The organism is Streptomyces sp. NPDC101151 (assembly GCF_044768335.1).
GTDB lineage: Bacteria > Actinomycetota > Actinomycetes > Streptomycetales > Streptomycetaceae > Streptomyces.
In genome coordinates this window covers 27,542-45,549 of sequence record NZ_JBIWPP010000005.1, presented here as the reverse complement: position 1 = coordinate 45,549, position 18,008 = coordinate 27,542, and the positions used below count along the sequence as shown (strand labels likewise).

15 protein-coding genes and 1 tRNA gene are annotated in these 18,008 nt (G+C 70.7%); 8 read left to right on the top strand and 8 right to left on the bottom strand.

The genetic code is table 11. From position 1 onward, the window contains the following. Positions 1 to 76: 76 nt before the first annotated feature. Positions 77 to 1,801 (bottom strand): SpoIIE family protein phosphatase, encoded by a 1,725-nt coding sequence (locus ACIRU3_RS11035; RefSeq protein ID WP_404054572.1) that lies wholly within the window; start codon positions 1,799 to 1,801, stop codon positions 77 to 79. Between the two features lie 791 nt (positions 1,802 to 2,592). Between ACIRU3_RS11035 and ACIRU3_RS11030 the strand changes: the two genes are divergently transcribed. The 3 genes from ACIRU3_RS11030 (at position 2,593) to ACIRU3_RS11020 (ending at position 5,335) form a co-directional block, all read left to right on the top strand. Continuing rightward, positions 2,593 to 2,853, top strand: coding sequence for a hypothetical protein (locus ACIRU3_RS11030; protein WP_404054570.1), 261 nt, complete (start codon positions 2,593 to 2,595; stop codon positions 2,851 to 2,853). A gap of 667 nt (positions 2,854 to 3,520) precedes the next feature. Beyond that, the gene (locus ACIRU3_RS11025; protein ID WP_404054568.1) at positions 3,521 to 4,843 is read left to right on the top strand and encodes a M64 family metallopeptidase; all 1,323 of its coding nucleotides are present in this window, start codon (positions 3,521 to 3,523) and stop codon (positions 4,841 to 4,843) included. Positions 4,844 to 5,005: 162 nt separating this feature from the next. Beyond that, on the top strand, positions 5,006 to 5,335 hold the full coding sequence (locus ACIRU3_RS11020; RefSeq protein ID WP_404054565.1) for a hypothetical protein: 330 nt from the start codon (positions 5,006 to 5,008) through the stop codon (positions 5,333 to 5,335). Positions 5,336 to 5,362: 27 nt separating this feature from the next. On the opposite strand, the gene ACIRU3_RS11015 is transcribed toward ACIRU3_RS11020, so the two are convergent. Further along, on the bottom strand, positions 5,363 to 5,659 hold the full coding sequence (locus ACIRU3_RS11015) for a zinc-ribbon domain-containing protein (RefSeq protein ID WP_404054562.1): 297 nt from the start codon (positions 5,657 to 5,659) through the stop codon (positions 5,363 to 5,365). A gap of 319 nt (positions 5,660 to 5,978) precedes the next feature. Between ACIRU3_RS11015 and ACIRU3_RS11010 the strand changes: the two genes are divergently transcribed. Further along, positions 5,979 to 7,037, top strand: coding sequence for a zinc-dependent alcohol dehydrogenase family protein (locus ACIRU3_RS11010; protein WP_404054560.1), 1,059 nt, complete (start codon positions 5,979 to 5,981; stop codon positions 7,035 to 7,037). Positions 7,038 to 7,582: 545 nt separating this feature from the next. Here the strand turns inward: ACIRU3_RS11010 and ACIRU3_RS11005 are convergent. After that, positions 7,583 to 7,656 (bottom strand) — tRNA-Gly (locus tag ACIRU3_RS11005). A gap of 534 nt (positions 7,657 to 8,190) precedes the next feature. Here ACIRU3_RS11005 and dcd point away from each other — a divergent pair. From dcd to ACIRU3_RS10985, 4 genes are all read left to right on the top strand, one after another. Next, positions 8,191 to 8,766 (top strand): dCTP deaminase, encoded by a 576-nt coding sequence (gene dcd / locus ACIRU3_RS11000; protein ID WP_404054557.1) that lies wholly within the window; start codon positions 8,191 to 8,193, stop codon positions 8,764 to 8,766. Between the two features lie 13 nt (positions 8,767 to 8,779). Further along, complete coding sequence (locus ACIRU3_RS10995) at positions 8,780 to 9,289, top strand: phosphoribosyltransferase (protein WP_404054554.1); 510 nt, start codon at positions 8,780 to 8,782, stop codon at positions 9,287 to 9,289. Between the two features lie 71 nt (positions 9,290 to 9,360). After that, positions 9,361 to 9,675, top strand: a complete 315-nt coding sequence (locus ACIRU3_RS10990) for a hypothetical protein (RefSeq protein WP_404054551.1) — start codon at positions 9,361 to 9,363, stop codon at positions 9,673 to 9,675. A 179-nt stretch (positions 9,676 to 9,854) separates the two neighbouring features. Continuing rightward, a complete protein-coding gene (locus tag ACIRU3_RS10985; protein WP_404054549.1) occupies positions 9,855 to 10,898 on the top strand; it encodes a GAF domain-containing protein in 1,044 nt (347 codons plus the stop codon). Positions 10,899 to 11,012: 114 nt separating this feature from the next. On the opposite strand, the gene ACIRU3_RS10980 is transcribed toward ACIRU3_RS10985, so the two are convergent. The 5 genes from ACIRU3_RS10980 to ACIRU3_RS10960 all read right to left on the bottom strand — a co-directional run bounded on the left by ACIRU3_RS10980 (position 11,013) and on the right by ACIRU3_RS10960 (position 17,991). Then, complete coding sequence (locus ACIRU3_RS10980; protein WP_404054547.1) at positions 11,013 to 12,038, bottom strand: Yip1 family protein; 1,026 nt, start codon at positions 12,036 to 12,038, stop codon at positions 11,013 to 11,015. Positions 12,039 to 12,082: 44 nt separating this feature from the next. Continuing rightward, positions 12,083 to 13,510, bottom strand: coding sequence for an FG-GAP-like repeat-containing protein (locus tag ACIRU3_RS10975; protein ID WP_404054544.1), 1,428 nt, complete (start codon positions 13,508 to 13,510; stop codon positions 12,083 to 12,085). A 41-nt stretch (positions 13,511 to 13,551) separates the two neighbouring features. Then, the gene (locus ACIRU3_RS10970) at positions 13,552 to 14,931 is read right to left on the bottom strand and encodes an FG-GAP and VCBS repeat-containing protein (RefSeq protein WP_404054541.1); all 1,380 of its coding nucleotides are present in this window, start codon (positions 14,929 to 14,931) and stop codon (positions 13,552 to 13,554) included. A 92-nt stretch (positions 14,932 to 15,023) separates the two neighbouring features. Next, complete coding sequence (locus ACIRU3_RS10965) at positions 15,024 to 16,505, bottom strand: FG-GAP and VCBS repeat-containing protein (RefSeq protein WP_404054538.1); 1,482 nt, start codon at positions 16,503 to 16,505, stop codon at positions 15,024 to 15,026. Between the two features lie 196 nt (positions 16,506 to 16,701). Next, entirely contained in the window at positions 16,702 to 17,991 is a 1,290-nt protein-coding gene (locus tag ACIRU3_RS10960) for an FG-GAP repeat domain-containing protein (protein ID WP_404054535.1), read from the bottom strand. Between the last annotated feature and the right edge of the window lie 17 nt (positions 17,992 to 18,008).

Genomic DNA, 18,008 nt, shown 5'->3' with positions numbered 1-18,008 from the left:
GTCGCCTCGGCACCCGTCGGCGGACCGTCCGCACCCGTCGGTGATCCATGCGCACCCGCCGGCGAGCCCGTCCCGGTCACGGCGTGGGCAGGCGCAGGGCGAGGAGGGCGATGTCGTCGGTACTGCCGGGAGGAACACGGGCCGACACCTCGTCGCACAGTGTGTCCAGGGGCTCGTGGGCGAGCGCGAGGGCATGGCGGCGCAGCCGGCCGAGGCCCGTGTCGAGATCGCTGCCGGGGCTCTCGATCAGGCCGTCGGTGTAGAGCAGGAGCGTGGCGCCCGGGGGCAGGGCCTGGAGGGCGCTCGGCCGGCTCTCCCCGCCGCCCAGGCCGGTGCCGAGGAGGAGCCCCTGCCCGGCTTCGAGGTACCGGGCGTTTCCGTCGGGGGTGAGCAGCAGGGGCGGCGGGTGCCCGGCACTGGTCCACCGCAGGGTCCACGGGCCGTCGGGCAGGCCTTCGACCCGGCCGAGGACGAGGGTGGCCAGCGAGACGGTGGTGATGTTGGGCATGGCGTCGTCGAGGCGGTCGACGACGGCGCCGGGTGGTCCGGTGTGGTCCCAGGCGAGTGAGCGCAGGACGCCGTGCAGCTGTGCCATGCCGGCCGCCGCGGTCAGATCGTGACCCAGGACGTCCCCGATGACCAGGGCGAGCGCGCCGTCCTTCAGTTCGAACGCGTCGTACCAGTCCCCGCCGATCTGGGAGCCGGCCGGGGCGGGCCGGTACCGGGCGGCCAGCTGCAGCCGGCCGGGCTGGGGCAGCGGGGGGAGCAGGTTGCGCTGCATGGCCTCGGAGACGGCGCGCTGGCGGCCGAACCTGCGGGCGTTGTCGATGACCAGGCCGACCCGGCGGCCGATGTCGCTCACCACCTCCAGGTCGCTGGTGCCGAAGGGGTGCTCCGGGGCGGTGCGCACCAGAGTCAGGGCGCCGGTGAGCTGCTCCTTGGTGCCCAGCGGCACCGTGATGGCGGAGGTCGCGCCCACCGCCCGGAGGAAGCCGCTGTGAAGGGCGGCCAGGGCGGAGTCGGGCGGTGCGGCCGGCTCCGCCGTTTCCTCCAGGACCCCGTCGCCTCCGTTCAGTACCTGGACCAGGGGTGAGCGCGTCGTCTCTCCGGCGGGCGGAAGGGGACCGCGCCAGTCCTCCTGTCCGGCGTCACGGCCCTCGGGGCCGGTCACCGCAATCCGGAGCACCTGCCGGGAACCGGTCCGCAGGTCCACCGCCGCCCAGTCGGCCAGGCGGGGCACCAGGAGGTGGCCCAGCCTGGCGAGGGCTTCATCGGTCTCCAGGGTCTGGCCCAGTACGTCCGTGATCTCCGCGACCAGTGTCAGCCGTTCGGTGAGGTCCTCCAGCGCACTCGTATAGGCGGCGCGTTCCCTGCGCGCGCCGCGCTCACTGGTGGCGTCGGTGAGCAGCACGGCCATGCCCGTCAAGGAGCCCTCGTCCGTCAGGGGGGAAGCGGACCAGGTGACCGGGACCAGGCGGCCGTCGGCGCGCAGATAGGTGTCGCCCTCCCCGCGCGCGGTGGCCCGTTCGGCCATCGCCCGGAGCAACAGGCACTGGTCCTGCGGGATTTCGGCGCCGTCCGCATCCCGGTGCAGCAGGTCGTGCGCGTCCTGCCCGCGCAGTGCCGCAGCGGAGTGGCCCACCAGCCGCTCGGCGGCCGGGTTGGCCGAAAGGATCCGCCCGGCTGGATCCAGCACGATCAGGGCTGTGTCCAGTTGCTCGACCACCTGGTCCCAGAAGGGATCCGCCACCGGCCGGCGCCGCGCCCCCGCTCCGTCACCGGGCATCATGCCCTCCACCACGCCGTCCCTTCTGTCCTGGAACGCCCTCGCGGACGACCGAGGCCGCAGCCGGGGGCGGCACACCCGTGGAACGCGGGAGACCGATACGCCCGTGAAGGGATCGTCCCTCGACAGGAGCCCGGCCGCATGATCGACACGGCGATCGGTACTCCGGCCTCGCGGCGCCATGCGTCAGCGGTCCACCGGCGCATCACATCGGCTCGGCCGTGGGTGCACTCACCCCCCCCGAGCGGGCGGGCACCGGATCGGCAACGAGTGCGCCACCTGGGACCGGCAGACGGTGGTGGCCCGGTGGCCCGTCGAGGCTCCGTCGAGCGAAGTCGGGAGAGAACGGCCGCGCGGAGCCCGATGGCGCGCCCGACCGGGACGACACAGCGCGGTGGCAGCACATCGTGCCGAAGAGGACGTGGAAGAGGACGAACCGCACTTCTGGCATCTGGCATCTGGCATCTGGCTGAGTGTCAACTGAGCACGGCTGTCCGGGCCCGCGCAGGCTGTCGGGACGCACGGAGTTCAGCTTTCGGCCCGGAACGGCAGAGGTCCGCCGTCCGGTGCGTGTACGTGACCTGCCCCTTTACCGCATGGATACGGGTGGGACGCCGGTGTCGTCGCGCCACCCCGCACAACCCCTGCCCCGGGTCGGCCCCGGAAGCGGTCACCGCGACCGATTGAGCGTCAGAACCCCCGGATGGCGCCCTCGATGAGCGCTGCGTCGAATGTCGGATTAGCCTCCGAAATGAGCGCTGAGTAGATCTTTTGATGGGGCGCTCCACTCGACCCAAGGAGGAGAAATGCGTAAGTTTCGCCAGGCCGCTGTCGCGGCCGCCATCATCGGTAGCCTCAGCTTCATAGCCACCGGCACGGCCACCGCCCAGACCGCGGAAAGTGTGCGCGGCGGCGGGGGGTGCAAGTCCCATGACCTGGACCTCGGCCTCCTCAATAATGTGGGTATCGCCAATGGCCTGCTCGGCAACTTGGTGAACGGCGAGGGCAATCCAGGCGCGCAGTACACCCATGTCGGCTCCGAAATGGGCTGCGAACACGGCTGGTAGCCGTGTTACGTAGCTCGCCGAATTGGGTCTCGGCGCCCTGGCCGTAAGCCTGGCGCCCGCTTGTGTGCATGTCAGAGTGTGGAGGTCAAAGGCCCCGGACCGGTCACGGTCCGGGGCCTTTGCGTTGGCGCCGGCGGCCGGGCTCGAACCTGCGGTCCCGTTCCGCGAGTTCGGTTCTCGCCGGAAGGCGCCCCACCCCGTCGGAGTGCGGTCGCCCGTCCGCGGGCAGCGGTCCTGCTCGCACAGGCCCCTCCGCGCCGCCCGCGCCGAACGACGCCGAGCGCAGACGGCACCAGCCGCCGGGCCGGAGTCCGGCACGATGTACGTCCTCGCCCTCCGAGTCTTCGCCGGCAAGGGCCCGTTGTCCTGCACCGCCGTCTGTCCAACCGATCAGGTCGCCGCACGGCCCGGCACGGCCGTTCGCTTCCCGCGCCGGCCCTTCGAGGGCGCCGCATCCGGTACACGCAGGCCGGCCGGCACATGCGTCCCCGCGAGAACGCGGTGGAGGAGTTCCTCAAGCCCCGTACGCGCCAGTCCAGTTCCGACCGGCTCGCGGTCCGCATGCGTGAACTGGCAATCAGGTTACGGCTCTTGCCGATCCCTGCCCCGCTCTCTAAGTTAAGCGTGCCCTTAAGTCCACTTAACTGGATGCTTAAGCGAGGTTTCCGTGCCGCACCGCGCAAGACCCGCCAGGCGTCGGACCGCCGCTGCCACAGCCGCCCTGGTCGCTGCCGCGGCGCTGGTCATCGGAGCGAGCCCCGGGCCGGCCGGCGCGGCCGACGTCCCCGCTCCCACGCAACGTGTCGAGTACTTCCCCGGCCCCACGGCAGAGCCCCGCCAGGTGACCGTCCCGGCGGACACCCCCGCCCGGACGGACCGTCAGGCGCCGATCCCAAGGGGTGCCACCTCGACGGTGAGGGCACTCCAGCGGACCGGACCCGTGGCCGGGCGGCTCGACCTGGTGGTGATGGGCGACGGCTACACCACGGACGAACAGGGCGAGTTCGCCGACGACGCCGAGGAGAAGCTGGACGAGATCTTCGATGTCGAGCCGTACCGCAGCTACCGCGGGCTGTTCAACGTCTGGCTGGTCAATACCGCCTCCCACGAGTCGGGCGTCTCGGGCGACCCGACCGCCGATGTCGTGAAGGACACCGCGCTGGGCGCCCACTTCTTCTGCGACGACCTCGAGCGCCTCCTGTGCGTCGACACGGACAAGGTCGCGCACTACGCCGCGTCGGCGCCGGACGCCGACATCGTCTTCGTCATCGCGAACTCCACCAAGTACGGCGGCGCGGGCTACTCCGCCGTAGACCTGCCGCCGGGCACGCCCTTCCACGGCGTGGCGACGATGTCGTCCGACAACGACAGTTCGTACCTCATAGGAGCCCATGAACTGGGCCACTCCATAGGTCACTTGGCCGACGAGTACCAGTACGCGGGCTACGGTGCCTACCCGAACGCCGATGAACCGGCCGAAGCCAACCTCACCCTCCGGCGCGACCCTGCCGGGACGAAGTGGTACCGCTGGCTCGGTTCCCCCGACCCGACGGGCTCGGTCGTGGGCACGTACGAAGGCGGCGGGTACTACGAGACGGGTGTCTACCGGCCGACCGAGACGTCCATCATGCGCGCCCTGACCTCGACCGAGTTCAACGTCGTCGGCCGCGAGGCGATGATCGCCGGCTTCTACGCCGACGCGGACGCGCTGACCTCCTCCGTGCCCACGTCCCGGCCGGTCGGGCAAGGACGGCGGATCACCGTGCGCCTCGCCCGGCTGACCGGCCTCGCCGACCTCGACCTGACCTGGTACGTCGACGGCAGAGAGGTGTCGTCGGCCACGGGCGCCCTGTCGGTGACACCACGCAAACTGGGCGTCCATGGCCGCGGCCACGAGATCACGGCAACCGTGACCGACCGGACGACGGCCGTACGGGACCCTGCGATCCGGGCACAGACGTCCGACTCACTCACGTGGACGGTCCGGTGACGCCGTGGCCCCTTCCCCCCTCGACGCTCTTGGTCGCCGTCCTTCCGTACCCCGGTGCAGCCCGGGCCGCCCGTCCCGCCTTCCGGCGGAGCCTGGCACAGCTTCGTCTTCCTGTGGACGGCAGAGTCGGAGGGCCGGCATCCTCCACGTCGAGGGGGAGTCATGGCACTGGGGCGTAAAGGCGCACGGCGCATCCTTGTGGACGGCACGGCCTACCGCTGGCGATTGCGACGCAGGCCGACCTATTTTCAGGGCCTGGCCTGGTCACCGTGCACGTTCGCGGTCGAGCACGCGGACACCCCGGGGACAACACTCGTGGTCACCACGGACCAGCCGCACCCGAGCAACTGGATCGGACGCGAGGCCGGAGCGGTACTTCCGTCCCACGTTGCCCGAGCCATCGAACGAGCCCTGCGCGAGGGCTGGACCCCGACGGTTTCGGGCTCCCCCTTCCACCTCGGCCTGTTCGCCGGCTTCACGCCCTCACCCTGAGCGGAGCGGAAGAGCGTCGGCGACCGATCAGATCCCAGGGTGCTGGTAAGGCTGCTGCGACTGCCCGTACGCCTCACTGCCGGGAGCGACTGCGGCTTGTTCCTGCAACTGCTCGGCCCACTCCTTGGTCACTTCCTGCTCCATACCACAGAACGTGCACTGCGTCGCATACCCCGTCGAGAAGGGGAACAGCGGCACGAAGAACAAGGTGAACTTGGTGACCCGCTTCGTGAGTGTGTGCGCGGCAGGGTTGCCGCAGTGGCGGCACACCAGCGTCACTATCGCGAGCCGGTACAGGTATATCTTGGTGCCAAATATGATCATGAGTTCGGTCCTTCTGGGCTCAGTGCCCACCGCCGGGCGGGAGATGCTGACCGAGTTCCTCCCTCACATTTTTCCAGACGGCCCCCAGAGCCGCTCAGGGACTCATAGCCCGCGCACTCCGGGTGCACGCCTTCCCATCGACATGACAGCGCTCGGGGAGGAGCGCAAGCTGGGAGGAGTGGCGGGGGACACCTGGTGATCGATCAGGCGAGGCGACCTGCACATATGACGTCGATGCCCGCTGGATGCCGCATCGTCCCTGCCCAGAATGTCGAGTTCGTCGGCGCCGAGAGAAGAAAGCCCGCTCATGCCACAATCCATGCGCGCGCTCGTGGCCGGAAAGGTTGGCGAGCCGAGCGATGTCCTGCGGCTGGAGTCCCGGCCCGTTCCCACGCCGGCAGCCGGTCAGGCGTTGATCCGCGTGAAGGCGACTCCGATTCACGCCAGCGATCTGCACGTGCTGCGCGGCCGCTACGGTTTCTCCCCCGAGTTCCCCACTGTCGGGGGTCACATGGAATGCGTGGGCCGTATCGAGGCCCTGGGTCCGGAGACCGAGGGACTGAAGATCGGCGAGCGCGTGGTGGCCGTCGCTGTCCCCGCGGTACCCGGGCCGCCCGTGGCCGGCACCTGGCAGGAATACCTTGTCGCCGATACGCTCAGGCTTCTGCCGGTCCCCGATCGTCTGAGCGACTCCAGCGCCTGCCAACTCGCCGTCAACCCGTTGACCGCGCTGCTCCTGGTGACGCGCGAACTCGACGTACAGTCGGGTGAATGGCTGTTGCAGACGGCCGCGGGCTCCACCGTCGGCCGGCTCGTCATTCAGCTGGCCGGGCATCTGGGTATTCGCACGATCAATGTGGTGCGGCGGCGCGATGCCGTCGAGGAGATCAAGGCGCTGGGCGGCGACGAGGTCATCTGCACCGAGGACGAGGACCTGGTGCAGCGTGTGACGGAGATTGCAGGACCGGGCGGCGTGCACAAGGCCACCGACTGTGTCGCGGGCCACGTGGGTGCCCAGGTGTCCCAGGCATTGGCTCCGGGAGGAGAGACCGTGGTCTACGGCGCGCTCTCCACCCATCGGCAGACCGACCCGGCAGCGCTCACGATCCCGCTGCAGGCACGCTCGCTCATCTACGAGACCAAAGCAGTCCGTGGCTTCTGGCTGAACCGCTGGTTCGGCACTGCCTCACCCACGGATGCGCTGCACGCGCTGTCCGAGGTTCGCAGTCTCGTCGCTGCTGAAGTGCTGAGCATCCCCCAAGGCCGGCCGTTCCCGCTCGAACGCTTCGCGGAAGCCATCTCGTTCGCCGAAGCACCCGCGCACGGCGCCAAACCGCTCTTCGTCTTCGAGGACGGCCGGGACAGAGAAGACGAGTAGGACGCGGGATCTCCGCACAAGCGGGGGTTGAGGGACCTTCGCATGGAACTTCAGGCGTACACGAGCAATTAATCACAGGTGCTCGTACCGTCGTGGAGGAAATTATCGCTGCTCAGGACATAAAAAGTCCCGGCGAATCCCGCCGCTGTCATCTTCGGCGCCACGATCAACGTTCGATCCGCCATATTCAGCCCGGACGAGCCATTCCAGGCGCCAGGTGTCCGGAAGCCGGCTCGGTCAAATTTCAAGGTGCATGCGGAGAAGTGGGTGGAGGAGCGAGAACTCCCGCTTCTGAGTGAGGACTTGTACCGCTGCCTCCCCAACGGTCATATCGTTGCGAACTTCGGCGGACCGGACCTGGGCGAGATCATCGCGCCCGGCGTCCGTGCCCGGCCTCCGCCGCCGGGATGTGCAGGAGGCTGCGGGCGTGCCAGAACCGGAGAAGCCCGAGCCCGACGATCGGCCTTCCGGCACGGATCTGGCACGCGGCGAATGATCACGATGGACAGAAAAAAGGCCCGGGTCTGTGACCTGGGCCTTCGACATGGAGCGGGTGACGAGAATCGAACTCGCGCTCTCAGCTTGGGAAGCTGATGTTCTACCATTAAACTACACCCGCGTAATACGGATGATCGGCCCCGGCGGAGTCGATGTCCGAACGCTCGCTCACTGTACCTCATCGCAGACCCCCGGTGCTCGGACCGCGGGGTCCGGACGTGTTGCGGGCGTGGGATCCCCGTGCGAGGGAACCGAGTTGGGGCGTACCGTGGAGGAGTGGGAGAGGGTCCGGGTGGGGCCGGAGTGCCGCCTGGAGAGTCGTCTCTTTGATCCCGTAATGTGGCTTTTGTCGTCAGGGCGGTAAAGCCGGACGCGGCTCTTGGGGAAGGGACTTGATGGAACGCACCGTCGTTCGCTGTGCGGACGGGCACGTCTTCAGCGCCGCTTCGTTCCCGATGCAGAAGGCCGAGCGCCTCGGCCCCGGTCGGCTCGTGAGGTGTCCACGGTGTGCCCGGCTCCGCAGTGTGGTGCCGGTCGCTCTCGAGAAGCGGTAGAACCGGTAGAAGCGGTAGAAGCACGAGCGGGCCGGCAGGCCGAAGGCGCGCGGAGTCCACACGATTGTCACGGCTCCGCGCGCCTTGCGTATCCTCGGGACGTGCTTCTCTCAGACAAGGACATCCGGGCCGAGATCGACGCCGGGCGGGTACGCATCGATCCTTACGACGAAACCATGGTGCAGCCGTCGAGCATCGACGTGCGTCTCGACCGTTTCTTCCGGGTGTTCGAGAATCACCGGTACCCCCACATCGACCCCGCGGTCGAGCAGGCCGATCTGACGCGACTGGTCGAGCCCGAGGGCGACGAGCCGTTCATCCTGCACCCCGGGGAGTTCGTGCTCGCCTCGACGTACGAGGTCATCACGCTTCCCGACGATCTTGCTTCGCGGCTTGAGGGCAAGAGTTCGCTGGGCCGGCTCGGGCTCGTCACGCACTCCACCGCCGGGTTCATCGACCCCGGGTTCAGCGGTCACGTGACCCTGGAGCTGTCCAACCTCGCCACCCTGCCGATCAAGCTCTGGCCCGGCATGAAGATCGGCCAGCTGTGCATGTTCCGGCTGTCGTCGCCCGCCGAGTTCCCGTACGGGAGTGAGCGCTACGGCTCCCGTTACCAGGGGCAGCGCGGACCGACCGCCTCGCGGTCCTTCCAGAACTTCCACCGGACCCAGGTGTGAGGGCGACGACGACATGAGCGACGTGCGCGAGAACCTGACCTACGAGCGGTTCGGCACCGCCATCCGCGAGCTGGCGCAGACCATCGCCGATGACGGGTACGAGCCGGACATCGTGCTCAGCATCGCGCGCGGGGGTGTGTTCGTCGCCGGTGGGCTCGCCTACGCCCTCGACTGCAAGAACATCCATCTCGTGAACGTCGAGTTCTACACCGGTGTGGGGACGACGCTCGAGATGCCCGTCATGCTCGCGCCGGTCCCGAACGTCATCGATTTCTCCGACAAGAAGGTGCTGATCACCGACGACGTCGCGGACACCGGCAAGACGCTCAAGCTGGTGCGCGACTTCTGCCTCGACACCGTCGCCGAGGTGCGCTCCGCCGTGATCTATGAGAAGTCCCACTCCCTCGTGAAGTGCGAGTACGTCTGGAAGCGTACGGACGAGTGGATCAACTTCCCGTGGAGTGTTTTGCCTCCGGTGAGCAGGTCGGGCGAGGCAGCCAAGGAGAATAGGGAAGCGCTCTGACCTTCGCGTCTCGTGGGACGTGAGAGGTGAGGCCGAGGTGACCGCGCCGCGCGGGCGTCGTTGATCAGGGCATGAACAAGATCGTCAAGCTCGCAGCCCCGCTCCTGCTCCTCGGCCTGGTCCCTGCCCTGCCCGCTCACGCGGCTCCCAGCACCCAACCCTTTGCCGTCGTCACAAGGACCGACGGAACGACGAGTTCGGTCGGAGGGTCGGTGGGGTGCTTCGGCACCGAAGGGTCCTTCCGCTCGGTCGATGTGACTCCGGGCTACAAGGCGGCGATCTTCAGTGACTACGGCTGTCGAGGGAACGTGTTGGTGGTCGGCGCCGGCCGGACCGGATTCCCCGCGCCCTTCGACGCCCGCAGCATCGCCCTCGCGCCGAGCTGAGAGCGCTCCTCCTGCCGGCCGTGCACCGCGGCCGGCGAGGACCGACGGAGGCCGATCGCCGGCCGGACGTCGCGTTGCCATGACAAGCCTGTCCGGCGGATGAGGGCCTGCAGGACTGTGCAGCGTGGCAACGGCTACGTAGACTCGTCGCAAGGACACCTGACGAGGGTGTGGTGCGCATGAACCACTTCCAGAACCTGGTGGGGCCGCTCGAGCATGTGACGGCCGCCTATCGCTCCGTGCGGCCACGGCCTGCGCGCAAGGTGTCGGTCACGCAGAGAGCCGACCAACTCGCCGCCTGGGTCGCCCTCAGCCTGGATGAGCCATCGGCCCTCAAGAACCTGCAGGATGAAGCCGCAGAACTGCGCGACGTCCCTCAGCTGGCCGCGGTACTTCCGCGGATCGCCGAGGGAGCAATGAGTCTGATGGGTGCCGAGTTCGGGAACATCCAGTTCCTGAACCCCCTCGACGACTCCTTGGTCCTGGTCACACAGTCGGGCTTCGACGAGGCCTTCCTCGACCACTTCGCGGTGGTCCATGACAACGTCTCGGTCTGCGGACGGGCCGCCTGGCAGGGCGTCCAGGCAGTCGCGCCCGACGTCCGCGAGGACCCGGCCTTCGCCCCGCACCAGAAGATTTTCCGTGCCGCAGGGGTGCGCGCGGTGCAGTCGACGCCGCTGGTCGATCGCGCCGGACGGATGGTCGGAATGATCTCGACTCACGCGTCGCAGCCCGGCCGCCCGGCCGAGCAGGACCTCCGGACCATGGAGCTCTACGGGCAGCTCGCCGGGGAGGCCATCGCACGCCATCTGGCCGGCCAAGGTGTCGACGGTCATCCGGTCGGCCTGCCGCACAACGGCACCGACCTCCGCTCGCGCAGGGCACTCCGTGAGGGGGACCGGACCACGAACGGGGTGGCCCACTGGGTCTACCGGGTGGACGAACCGTACGGTTCCGCAGGGTGTCGCGTATACGGAGTCCACTCCGCCCAGTGGCGCGGCAGGATCACCACCGACAGCCCCGACCAGGACGCGGAGTACGTGGCATCCCTTGTCGCCCGCGACCTGACGGCCGACTGGCAGATGCGTGGACTCCGCAGCAAGAGGCTCGTTCACGTGCACGTCTGGCGGGGCTGGGAGGGCGACGCGCAGAGCGCAGCCTTCACCATGGAGCTCCAGCCCGACCTCGGCGAGGACCGACGTGCGGCCGTCGACGCTGTGTAGCCGCCCGTGGTGGAGCGAGCAGGACAGGTGCTCGATGCCCAGGGCATGTCCGGCCGCATGAGAACCGTGCGAAAGGGCCCCCGGCCGTGGGGCCCTTTCGCATGCGGGTCGGTGCTAGAAGGTGCCCAGCTTCACTATCGACAGCAGCGCGATCAGCTGGATCGCCGACGCGCCCAGGGCCTTCGGCCAGGGCAGGTCGTGGGAGCGGGAGACCATCAGGGTCAGCAGAACGCCCGCACCGATCCAGGTGGCCCAGCCGAGCAGCTGGACGAAGCCCGCGTCGCCGCCGAAGAACATGGCGACGAGCAGGCGGGGGGCGTCCGTGAGCGACGTGATCAGCATGGACAGGCCGACCGTGGGCTGCCAGGCGCCGTCACCGCCGAGCTGGCGGGCCAGGGTGTGGGTGACCACGCCCAGGACGAAGGCGCTCAGGACCATGGCGACGGCGGTGATCAGGACGATCGGGACCGCGTTGGAGAGCGTCGCGTTGATCGCGTCCTGGCGGGCGCCGTCGAAGCCGAAGACGGCGAGCAGGCCGTAGAGGAACGTGACGATCAGGGCCGGGACCCACATCGTGTAGTCCCGCATGCGCAGGAAGGTCTGGTTGGGGGCGAGGACGATGCCCCGCAGCAGTTCCTTCCAGTGCAGGGGCGGGCCGATCGGGCCGGACGCGGCCGCCGCACCGGCGTGGTAGGTCGCGCCCTGGGTGTAGCCGGAGGCCTCGTCGATCGAGAACGCCTGGGTGTGGCCCGGGTTGTTGGCCGCGTACGGGTCGTGGGCTCCGTCGGGCCCCTGGCTCGCGTAGCCGCCGTCACCGAAGTACTCCGGCCCGTCGTCGGCCGGTCCCGGGTAGCCGTACTGCCGACCCTGCTGCGGGTACGACGGCTGCGACGCCGCCGGGTAGCCGTACGACGGGCCCTCCGGACGGCCGCCCGGCCGTCCTTGGGGCTGCCCGTGTCCGCGTCCCTGGCCGTGCCCGTACGACGGTCCCTGCGGAGCCTGTTGTCCCTGGGGGGTGCGGTTGTCCCGGCCCCCGCGTCCGATCCTGAATCCAGCCACGTCATCGAACGTACCTGGTCCCGAAGAGTGACGTGCCGGGCCCGGCCATCCGGGCCCGGCTTTGCGGCCGACCTGTGACATCCCCTAAGGGACCGCCAGGGGGCGTGCCAGGGACTTCCCCGGTTTCACTGGCCCATCAGACGGCCCAGGTGCGGGTAGCCCGTGGCCGGCACCCCGCTCGCCGCAGGGCCGAAGGACACCGCACCCGTCGTCGCCCCGATTCCCGAGGACGAGCCGCGCAGGCTCCACACCGCGCCGTCGGAGTCGTTCTCGCCGTGGGCGCCGACGGACAGGTCCGCCTTGCCGTCGCCGTTCAGGTCGGACAGGCGGACCGCCGAGCCGAAGAAGTCGTTGTCCTCGGCGGCACCGGGGACGCCGGCCGTGTCCTGGGAGAAGGCCTGGGCGCCGGTGCCGGTCAGGCCGGCGGCCGAGCCGCGCAGCACGGTGACGGAGCCGGCCTGCCAGACGGAACCGACGGCCTCGTAGATCGCGCCGACCGCCACGTCCGCGTACCCGTCGCCGTTGACGTCGCCGACGGAGAGGGAGTGACCGAACCAGTCCTCCTTCTCGTCGGAACCGGGGACGCCGGGGCTGTTCTGGGTGATCGTCGCCTGGGGGCTGGTGCGGAGGCCGTTCGCGCTGCCCAGGTAGGCGCGGACCGAGCCGCCGTCGCTCGCGGAGACCGAGCCGGGGGCGGTGGCCGCGACCACGTCGTCGTAGCCGTCCTTGTTGAGGTCGCCGACGGCGGCCGTGCGCCAGGCGCCGCTGTGCACGAAGGTCTGCAGGGTCAGCGGCGAGGCGGCGTCGGCGGACCCCGTGTAGACCAGCTGGCCGTCGTCGTACGTCCGCTCGTCGGTGCCGCTGATCACCAGGTCGTCGACCTGGTCCCCGTTGACGTCTGCGGCGGCCAGGCCCTGGGCGCCATGGATGACACCGGCCTCCAGGACGGTCTGCAGCGCGAACCGGGACGCGGCGCCGGAGGCCTTGGTGAAGCCGCCCTTGAAGATCCACACGTCCTTGCCGAGGCTGCCGACGGCGAGGTCGGCGCGGCCGTCGCCGGTGTAGTCGCCGACCGCCAGGGACAGGCCGTAGTCGTCGTGTGCCGAGGGCGCGGGGTCGGGGACGGTCCAGGCGCCGGAGAGGCCGCTCCTGCCGCCCCAGACGACGACCGCGGTGCCGGAGCCGGCGTTCTCGTCCGGGGTGCCGACGACGAGGTCGGCGTAGCCGTCGCGGTTGAGGTCGCCGGAGGCGAGGGCCGAGCCGAACTCGTCGTCCTGCTCGGCCGTCCCCGGTATGCCTGCCGTGTTCTGGGTGATCACCGTGTGCCGGGCGGCGCTGATGCCGGACTTGGAGCCGTAGTGCACGACCACGGCGCCCGCCCGGGCCTTTCCGCCCACGGTGGTGCCGGGCGCGCCGGTGACCAGGTCGCGGTAGCCGTCTCCGTTGAAGTCGTCGGAGAAGCGGGCGGGGGCGGCGGAGGCCGCGGTGCCGGGCAGGGCGGTGAGCAGGCCCGTGGTGAGGGTCGCTGCCAGCAGGAGGGTGCGCTTGCGCATGTCGTCCGTTCGGGAGGTGGGGGTCTTGACGGGGGCGGGCGTCAGTCGAGGAAGGCGCCGCCCAGGTCCGGCAGGACGGTCGCCCCGGTCGCGGCCGGGGTGCCGCTCGTGCCGCGCAGCAGGACTCCGCCGCCGCTCAGACCGATCGCCAGGTCGGCCTTGCCGTCGCCGGTGAGGTCACGCAGGTGGAGGCTGTAGCCGAAGGCGGTGTCGGAATCGGCGGCACCGGCCACCGTCTGCGGGATCCAGGCGGAGCGGGTGCCGCTCAGGCCGCCGGAGCCGCCGCGGAAGACGTGCACACCGCCCTGGTCCTGCTTGCCGTCGACGTCCTCGTGGGGCACGCCGACCGCCAGGTCCGCGTAGCCGTCCCCGTTGGTGTCGGCGGCCGAGACGTCGTAGCCGAAGTCGTCGTCCGTCTCCGGGCTGCCGGAGACGCCCGCGGTGGCCTGCGTGAACGTCTTCGAGCCGCTGGGGCCGGAGGAGGTGCCGCGCCAGACGGTCACCGCGCCCTTGCCCTTGTCCTTGTCGGGCTGCCCGATGGCGATGTCGCCGTAGCCGTCCTTGTCGAAGTCGGCGATGGCGGCGTTCGGGCCGAGGCCGCCGTGCCAGGCGGACTCCAGGGTCTTGGTGGCGCCCGAGGCGAGGCCGGAGGAGGCGCCCTTCAGGAACCAGGCGCGCAGGGCGGGGGTGCTGCTCGCGCCGGTGAACTGCTCGCCGAGGATCACGAGGTCGGCCTTGCCGTCGCTGTTGACCCGGCCGGCGGCGAGCCCGGTGGAGTACCAGCCGCCGCCCTCCTTGTCGATCTTGCCGACGGTGCCGGTGTGCCCGGACTTGGTGAACGGCCCGCGGTACAGCCAGGCCTCCTCGCCGCCGATGACCGCGAGGTCGGGTGAGCCGTCGCCGGTGAAGTCGCCGGTGGCGAGGTCGGAGCCGAAGTGGGCCTGCGAGCCGTTCGCGCTGCCCTTCGGGGTGAGGGTGGTGCCGCCGGACAGGCCCGAGCGGGAGCCCCACAGGACGGTGACCGTGCCCCGGTACCGCGCGCTGCCCACGTGCTCGGTGGGGTTGCCGACGACCAGGTCGGCGTACCCGTCCTTGTTCAGGTCGGCGCCGGCGAGGGAGTCGCCGAACAGGTCGTCCTCCTCGCCGCTGCCGGGCACGCCGGCGCTGTCCTGGTCGATGACCTGGACGTGCGAGGTGTCGAGGCCGCTCGTGCCGCCGTAGACGACGGTGACGGCGCCGCCCCGGTGGTTCTCCCGGTTGTAGCCGAGGTAGGCGAGGTCGCGGTGGCCGTCGCCGTTGAAGTCGTCGTACTGCTTGGCGACCGCGGCGGTGGCCGGCGCGGCCAGCACCAGCGGGGTCAGGCCGGCGGCGAGCAGAGCGGCCGCGAGGGCGGCGGGGGCGGCCTTGCGCGGGTGGGGCATCGGGGTGGTCCTCCGGGAGGTCACAGGGCTGTCGTCGGGCCGGGCCCGCACGGCTGCGGGCCCGGCCGTCGATGAGCAGGGGACGGGACGGCTCAGTCGGCGAACAGGGCGCCGAACTGCGGCGTGCCGGTCGTCGAGACGCCCACGGCGCTCGCGCCGAAGGCGCGCGACCCGCTGGTGGTGATCTTCGTGCCGTCGGACGGCAGGTAGGTGACCGCGCCGTCCGCGCTGTTCTCGTACGAGCCCACGATCAGGTCGGCCCTGCCGTCGCCGGTGACGTCGTCGAGCTTGACGTCGGCGCCGAACAGGTCGCTCTTCTCGTCGCTGCCGGGGACGCCGGCGGTGCTCTGCTCGAAGGACTGGGCGCCGGAGGCGGTGTTCACGCCGGAGGCCGAGCCGTACAGGACGGTGACCATGCCGGTGTCGGTGACGCCGTCGATGTCCTCGTCCGGGCTGCTGACGACGAGGTCCTGGTAGCCGTCGCCGTTGATGTCGCCGAGGTCGAGGTCCCAGCCGAAGCCGTCGCCCTTCTCGGAGGTGCCGGGCACGCTGCCGGTGTTCTGGCTGATGCCGGTCGTGGCGGCCGGGCCGGAGGCGGAGCCGTAGGTGACGTTCACCCGGCCGCCGTTGGAGGCGTCCGGGACGGGGGTGCCGTCTTCGGTGGTGGCGTCCCAGCCGGCGCCGCTGACGATGTCGCCGAAGCCGTCGCCGTTGATGTCGCCGATGGCGGTGACGATGCCGGACTTGAGGGCCTTGGCCGAGGAGCCGCTCAGGCCGCTCGCGCTGCCGGGCAGCCAGTAGTTGGTGTTCCAGCCGTACTGGGTCGTGGTCTCGTAGCCGTCCACGACGAGGTCGGTGCGGCCGTCGCCGTTGACGTCACCGGCGGTCAGGCTCATCGGGCCGAACGGGGAGTCGTTGGTGCCCGACTGGATCGGCGGCTTGACGGTGGTGCGGCTGCCCGGAGCGCCGGTGCTGCTGAAGCCGCCCTTGTAGAGGTAGAGGGTGCTGGTGGAACTGCCCACCACGAGGTCGGCCTTGCCGTCGCCGTCGAAGTCGCCGGCGGCCAGGTCCTTGCCCCAGAAGTCGTGCGAGGAGGCGGCCGGGTCGGGCACGTCGACGGCCTTGCCGGTGAGGCCGCTCGCGGACCCCCAGAGGATGGCGACGCCGCCGCCGTTGGTGTCGGTGCCGACCTTCTCGTACGGGGTGCCCACGGCGAGGTCGTCGTAGCCGTCGCTGTTGAAGTCGGCGTACGCCAGCTCCGAGCCGAAGCTGTCGCCGGCCTCGGCGCCGCCCGGGACACCGGAGGTGTTCTGGCTGATGGTGGAGCGCCGGGCGGAGGAGACGCCGGTGGACGTGCCGTACAGGACGACGACCTGGCCGGCGCCCTTGTGGCCGCTGACGTAGCCGGTGGCCGCCGAGGTGGCGACATCGCCGATGCCGTCGCCGTTGAAGTCGGCCCCGGCGACCTTGAAGGAGTCGGCCGCCGTGGCGGGCGAGGCGGCGAAGGTGAGCAGACCGCCCGTCAGCGCGGCCGCGGTGGCCGTCGCGAGGGCAAGTCGGCGGTGCGTGTGCATGCTGGTTCTCCTGCGGCATGCGGGGGATGCCTGGCGGGGCATCCCGCATTCGATGGGGTGCGGACCATCCGTGTTCGTCGTGGGTTGACCCACCGTTCACGGGGCGGTCGGCGATCAGGAGACCGGCGTCGGGGCGTAAGGGTTGTACAGGCGTTCGGTAAATTCTTGAGACTGCTGTGACCCGAGTGGCCGGCGGCTACGGTGCCAGGAACTCCGAGCTGGAGAAGGTCACCGCCGGCCGGGCCTCCAGCAGCCCCCGCTTCGTCCCCCGGTACACGGCGACCGTGTCCTTCGTCTCGCCCCGGTACGTGCGTACGGCCAGGTCGGCGCGGCCGTCCCCGTCGAGGTCCGCGGCGGCCAGGACGCGGGTCGTGCCGGGCACGGGCGGTACGACGGTGACCGCGCCCCGCGTGGCCGACAGGCCCGCCGCGCCGGCCCGGAGCACGTGCAGCCGGGAGCCGCTGGAGACGAGTTCGTCGCGGCCGTCGCCGTCGAAGTCGGCGGAGTCGAGCATCGAGCCGGGGGCGGCGAGGGCGGCGGAGGCGGCCGGGGCCGGGAGGTCGTAGCGCAGGGACGTTTCCCCCATGCCGCCGACGGCCGCGTCCAGTGCCTTGCCCCTGCCGAAGCGGCCCAGGGCGACATCGACGCCGGCGGGCAGGACGACTCCGGTGCGGGTCGGGCCGTCGGGGCCGCCGAGCACCACCGCCGCCTTTCCGGTGCCTTCCGCCGTACGGACGATCAAGTCGTCGCGTCCGTCGCCGTCGACGTCGGCGGCAGGTCCGGTGGGCACCTCGCCGGGGGAGGGAAGGGGCGCGCCTGCCGCATGCGGGGCGCCCTTCCGGCTGAACGGGCCGCGCAGATACGACAGCCTGCCCCCGGACGCGTGCAGCACCAGGTCCTTCTCGCCGTCGCCGTCGAAGTCGCCGCACACCGGCTGGTCCGCCCAGTCGTTGCCGAAGCGGGCCCGGGCCGGGACGGCGAGCTTGACGGCGCGGCCGGTCAGCCCGGCGGGGGAGCCGAACAGGAGCTGCAACGGCACCGGGGGCCGGCCCTGCCCGTCGTAGGGCGGGTCGGTGGACACGATGAGGTCGGTGAAGCCGTCGCCGTCGAGGTCGCAGCTCTCCTCCGCGTCGAAGACGGCCGGGAGTCGCCCCTTCGTGGGTGCCGCCTGCTTCGTGGGGCTGAGCAACTGCCGTGCGCCGGGCGTGAGTCCGTGCGGACCGCCGTAGACGATCCCGATGCCGGCGTCGTCGGCGTGGCTCTGTTCCTTGACCAGGTCGTTGAGGACGAGGTCGCGGTGGCCGTCGCCGTTGAAGTCGTCCGGGACCTTGCTGCCCCTGCCGTGCGGGACGGGGAGCCTGGCGGGGGCGTCGGCGACGCGGGTGGGGGTGTCGTGCCCGGCGTCCGGGCCGCTGGGACCGCAGGCGGCGAGCATCAGTGCGCCGCAGAGGACCGCCGTGGAGATCCCGCCTCTTCGCACGCGCACCGTTCACCTCGTCCGCA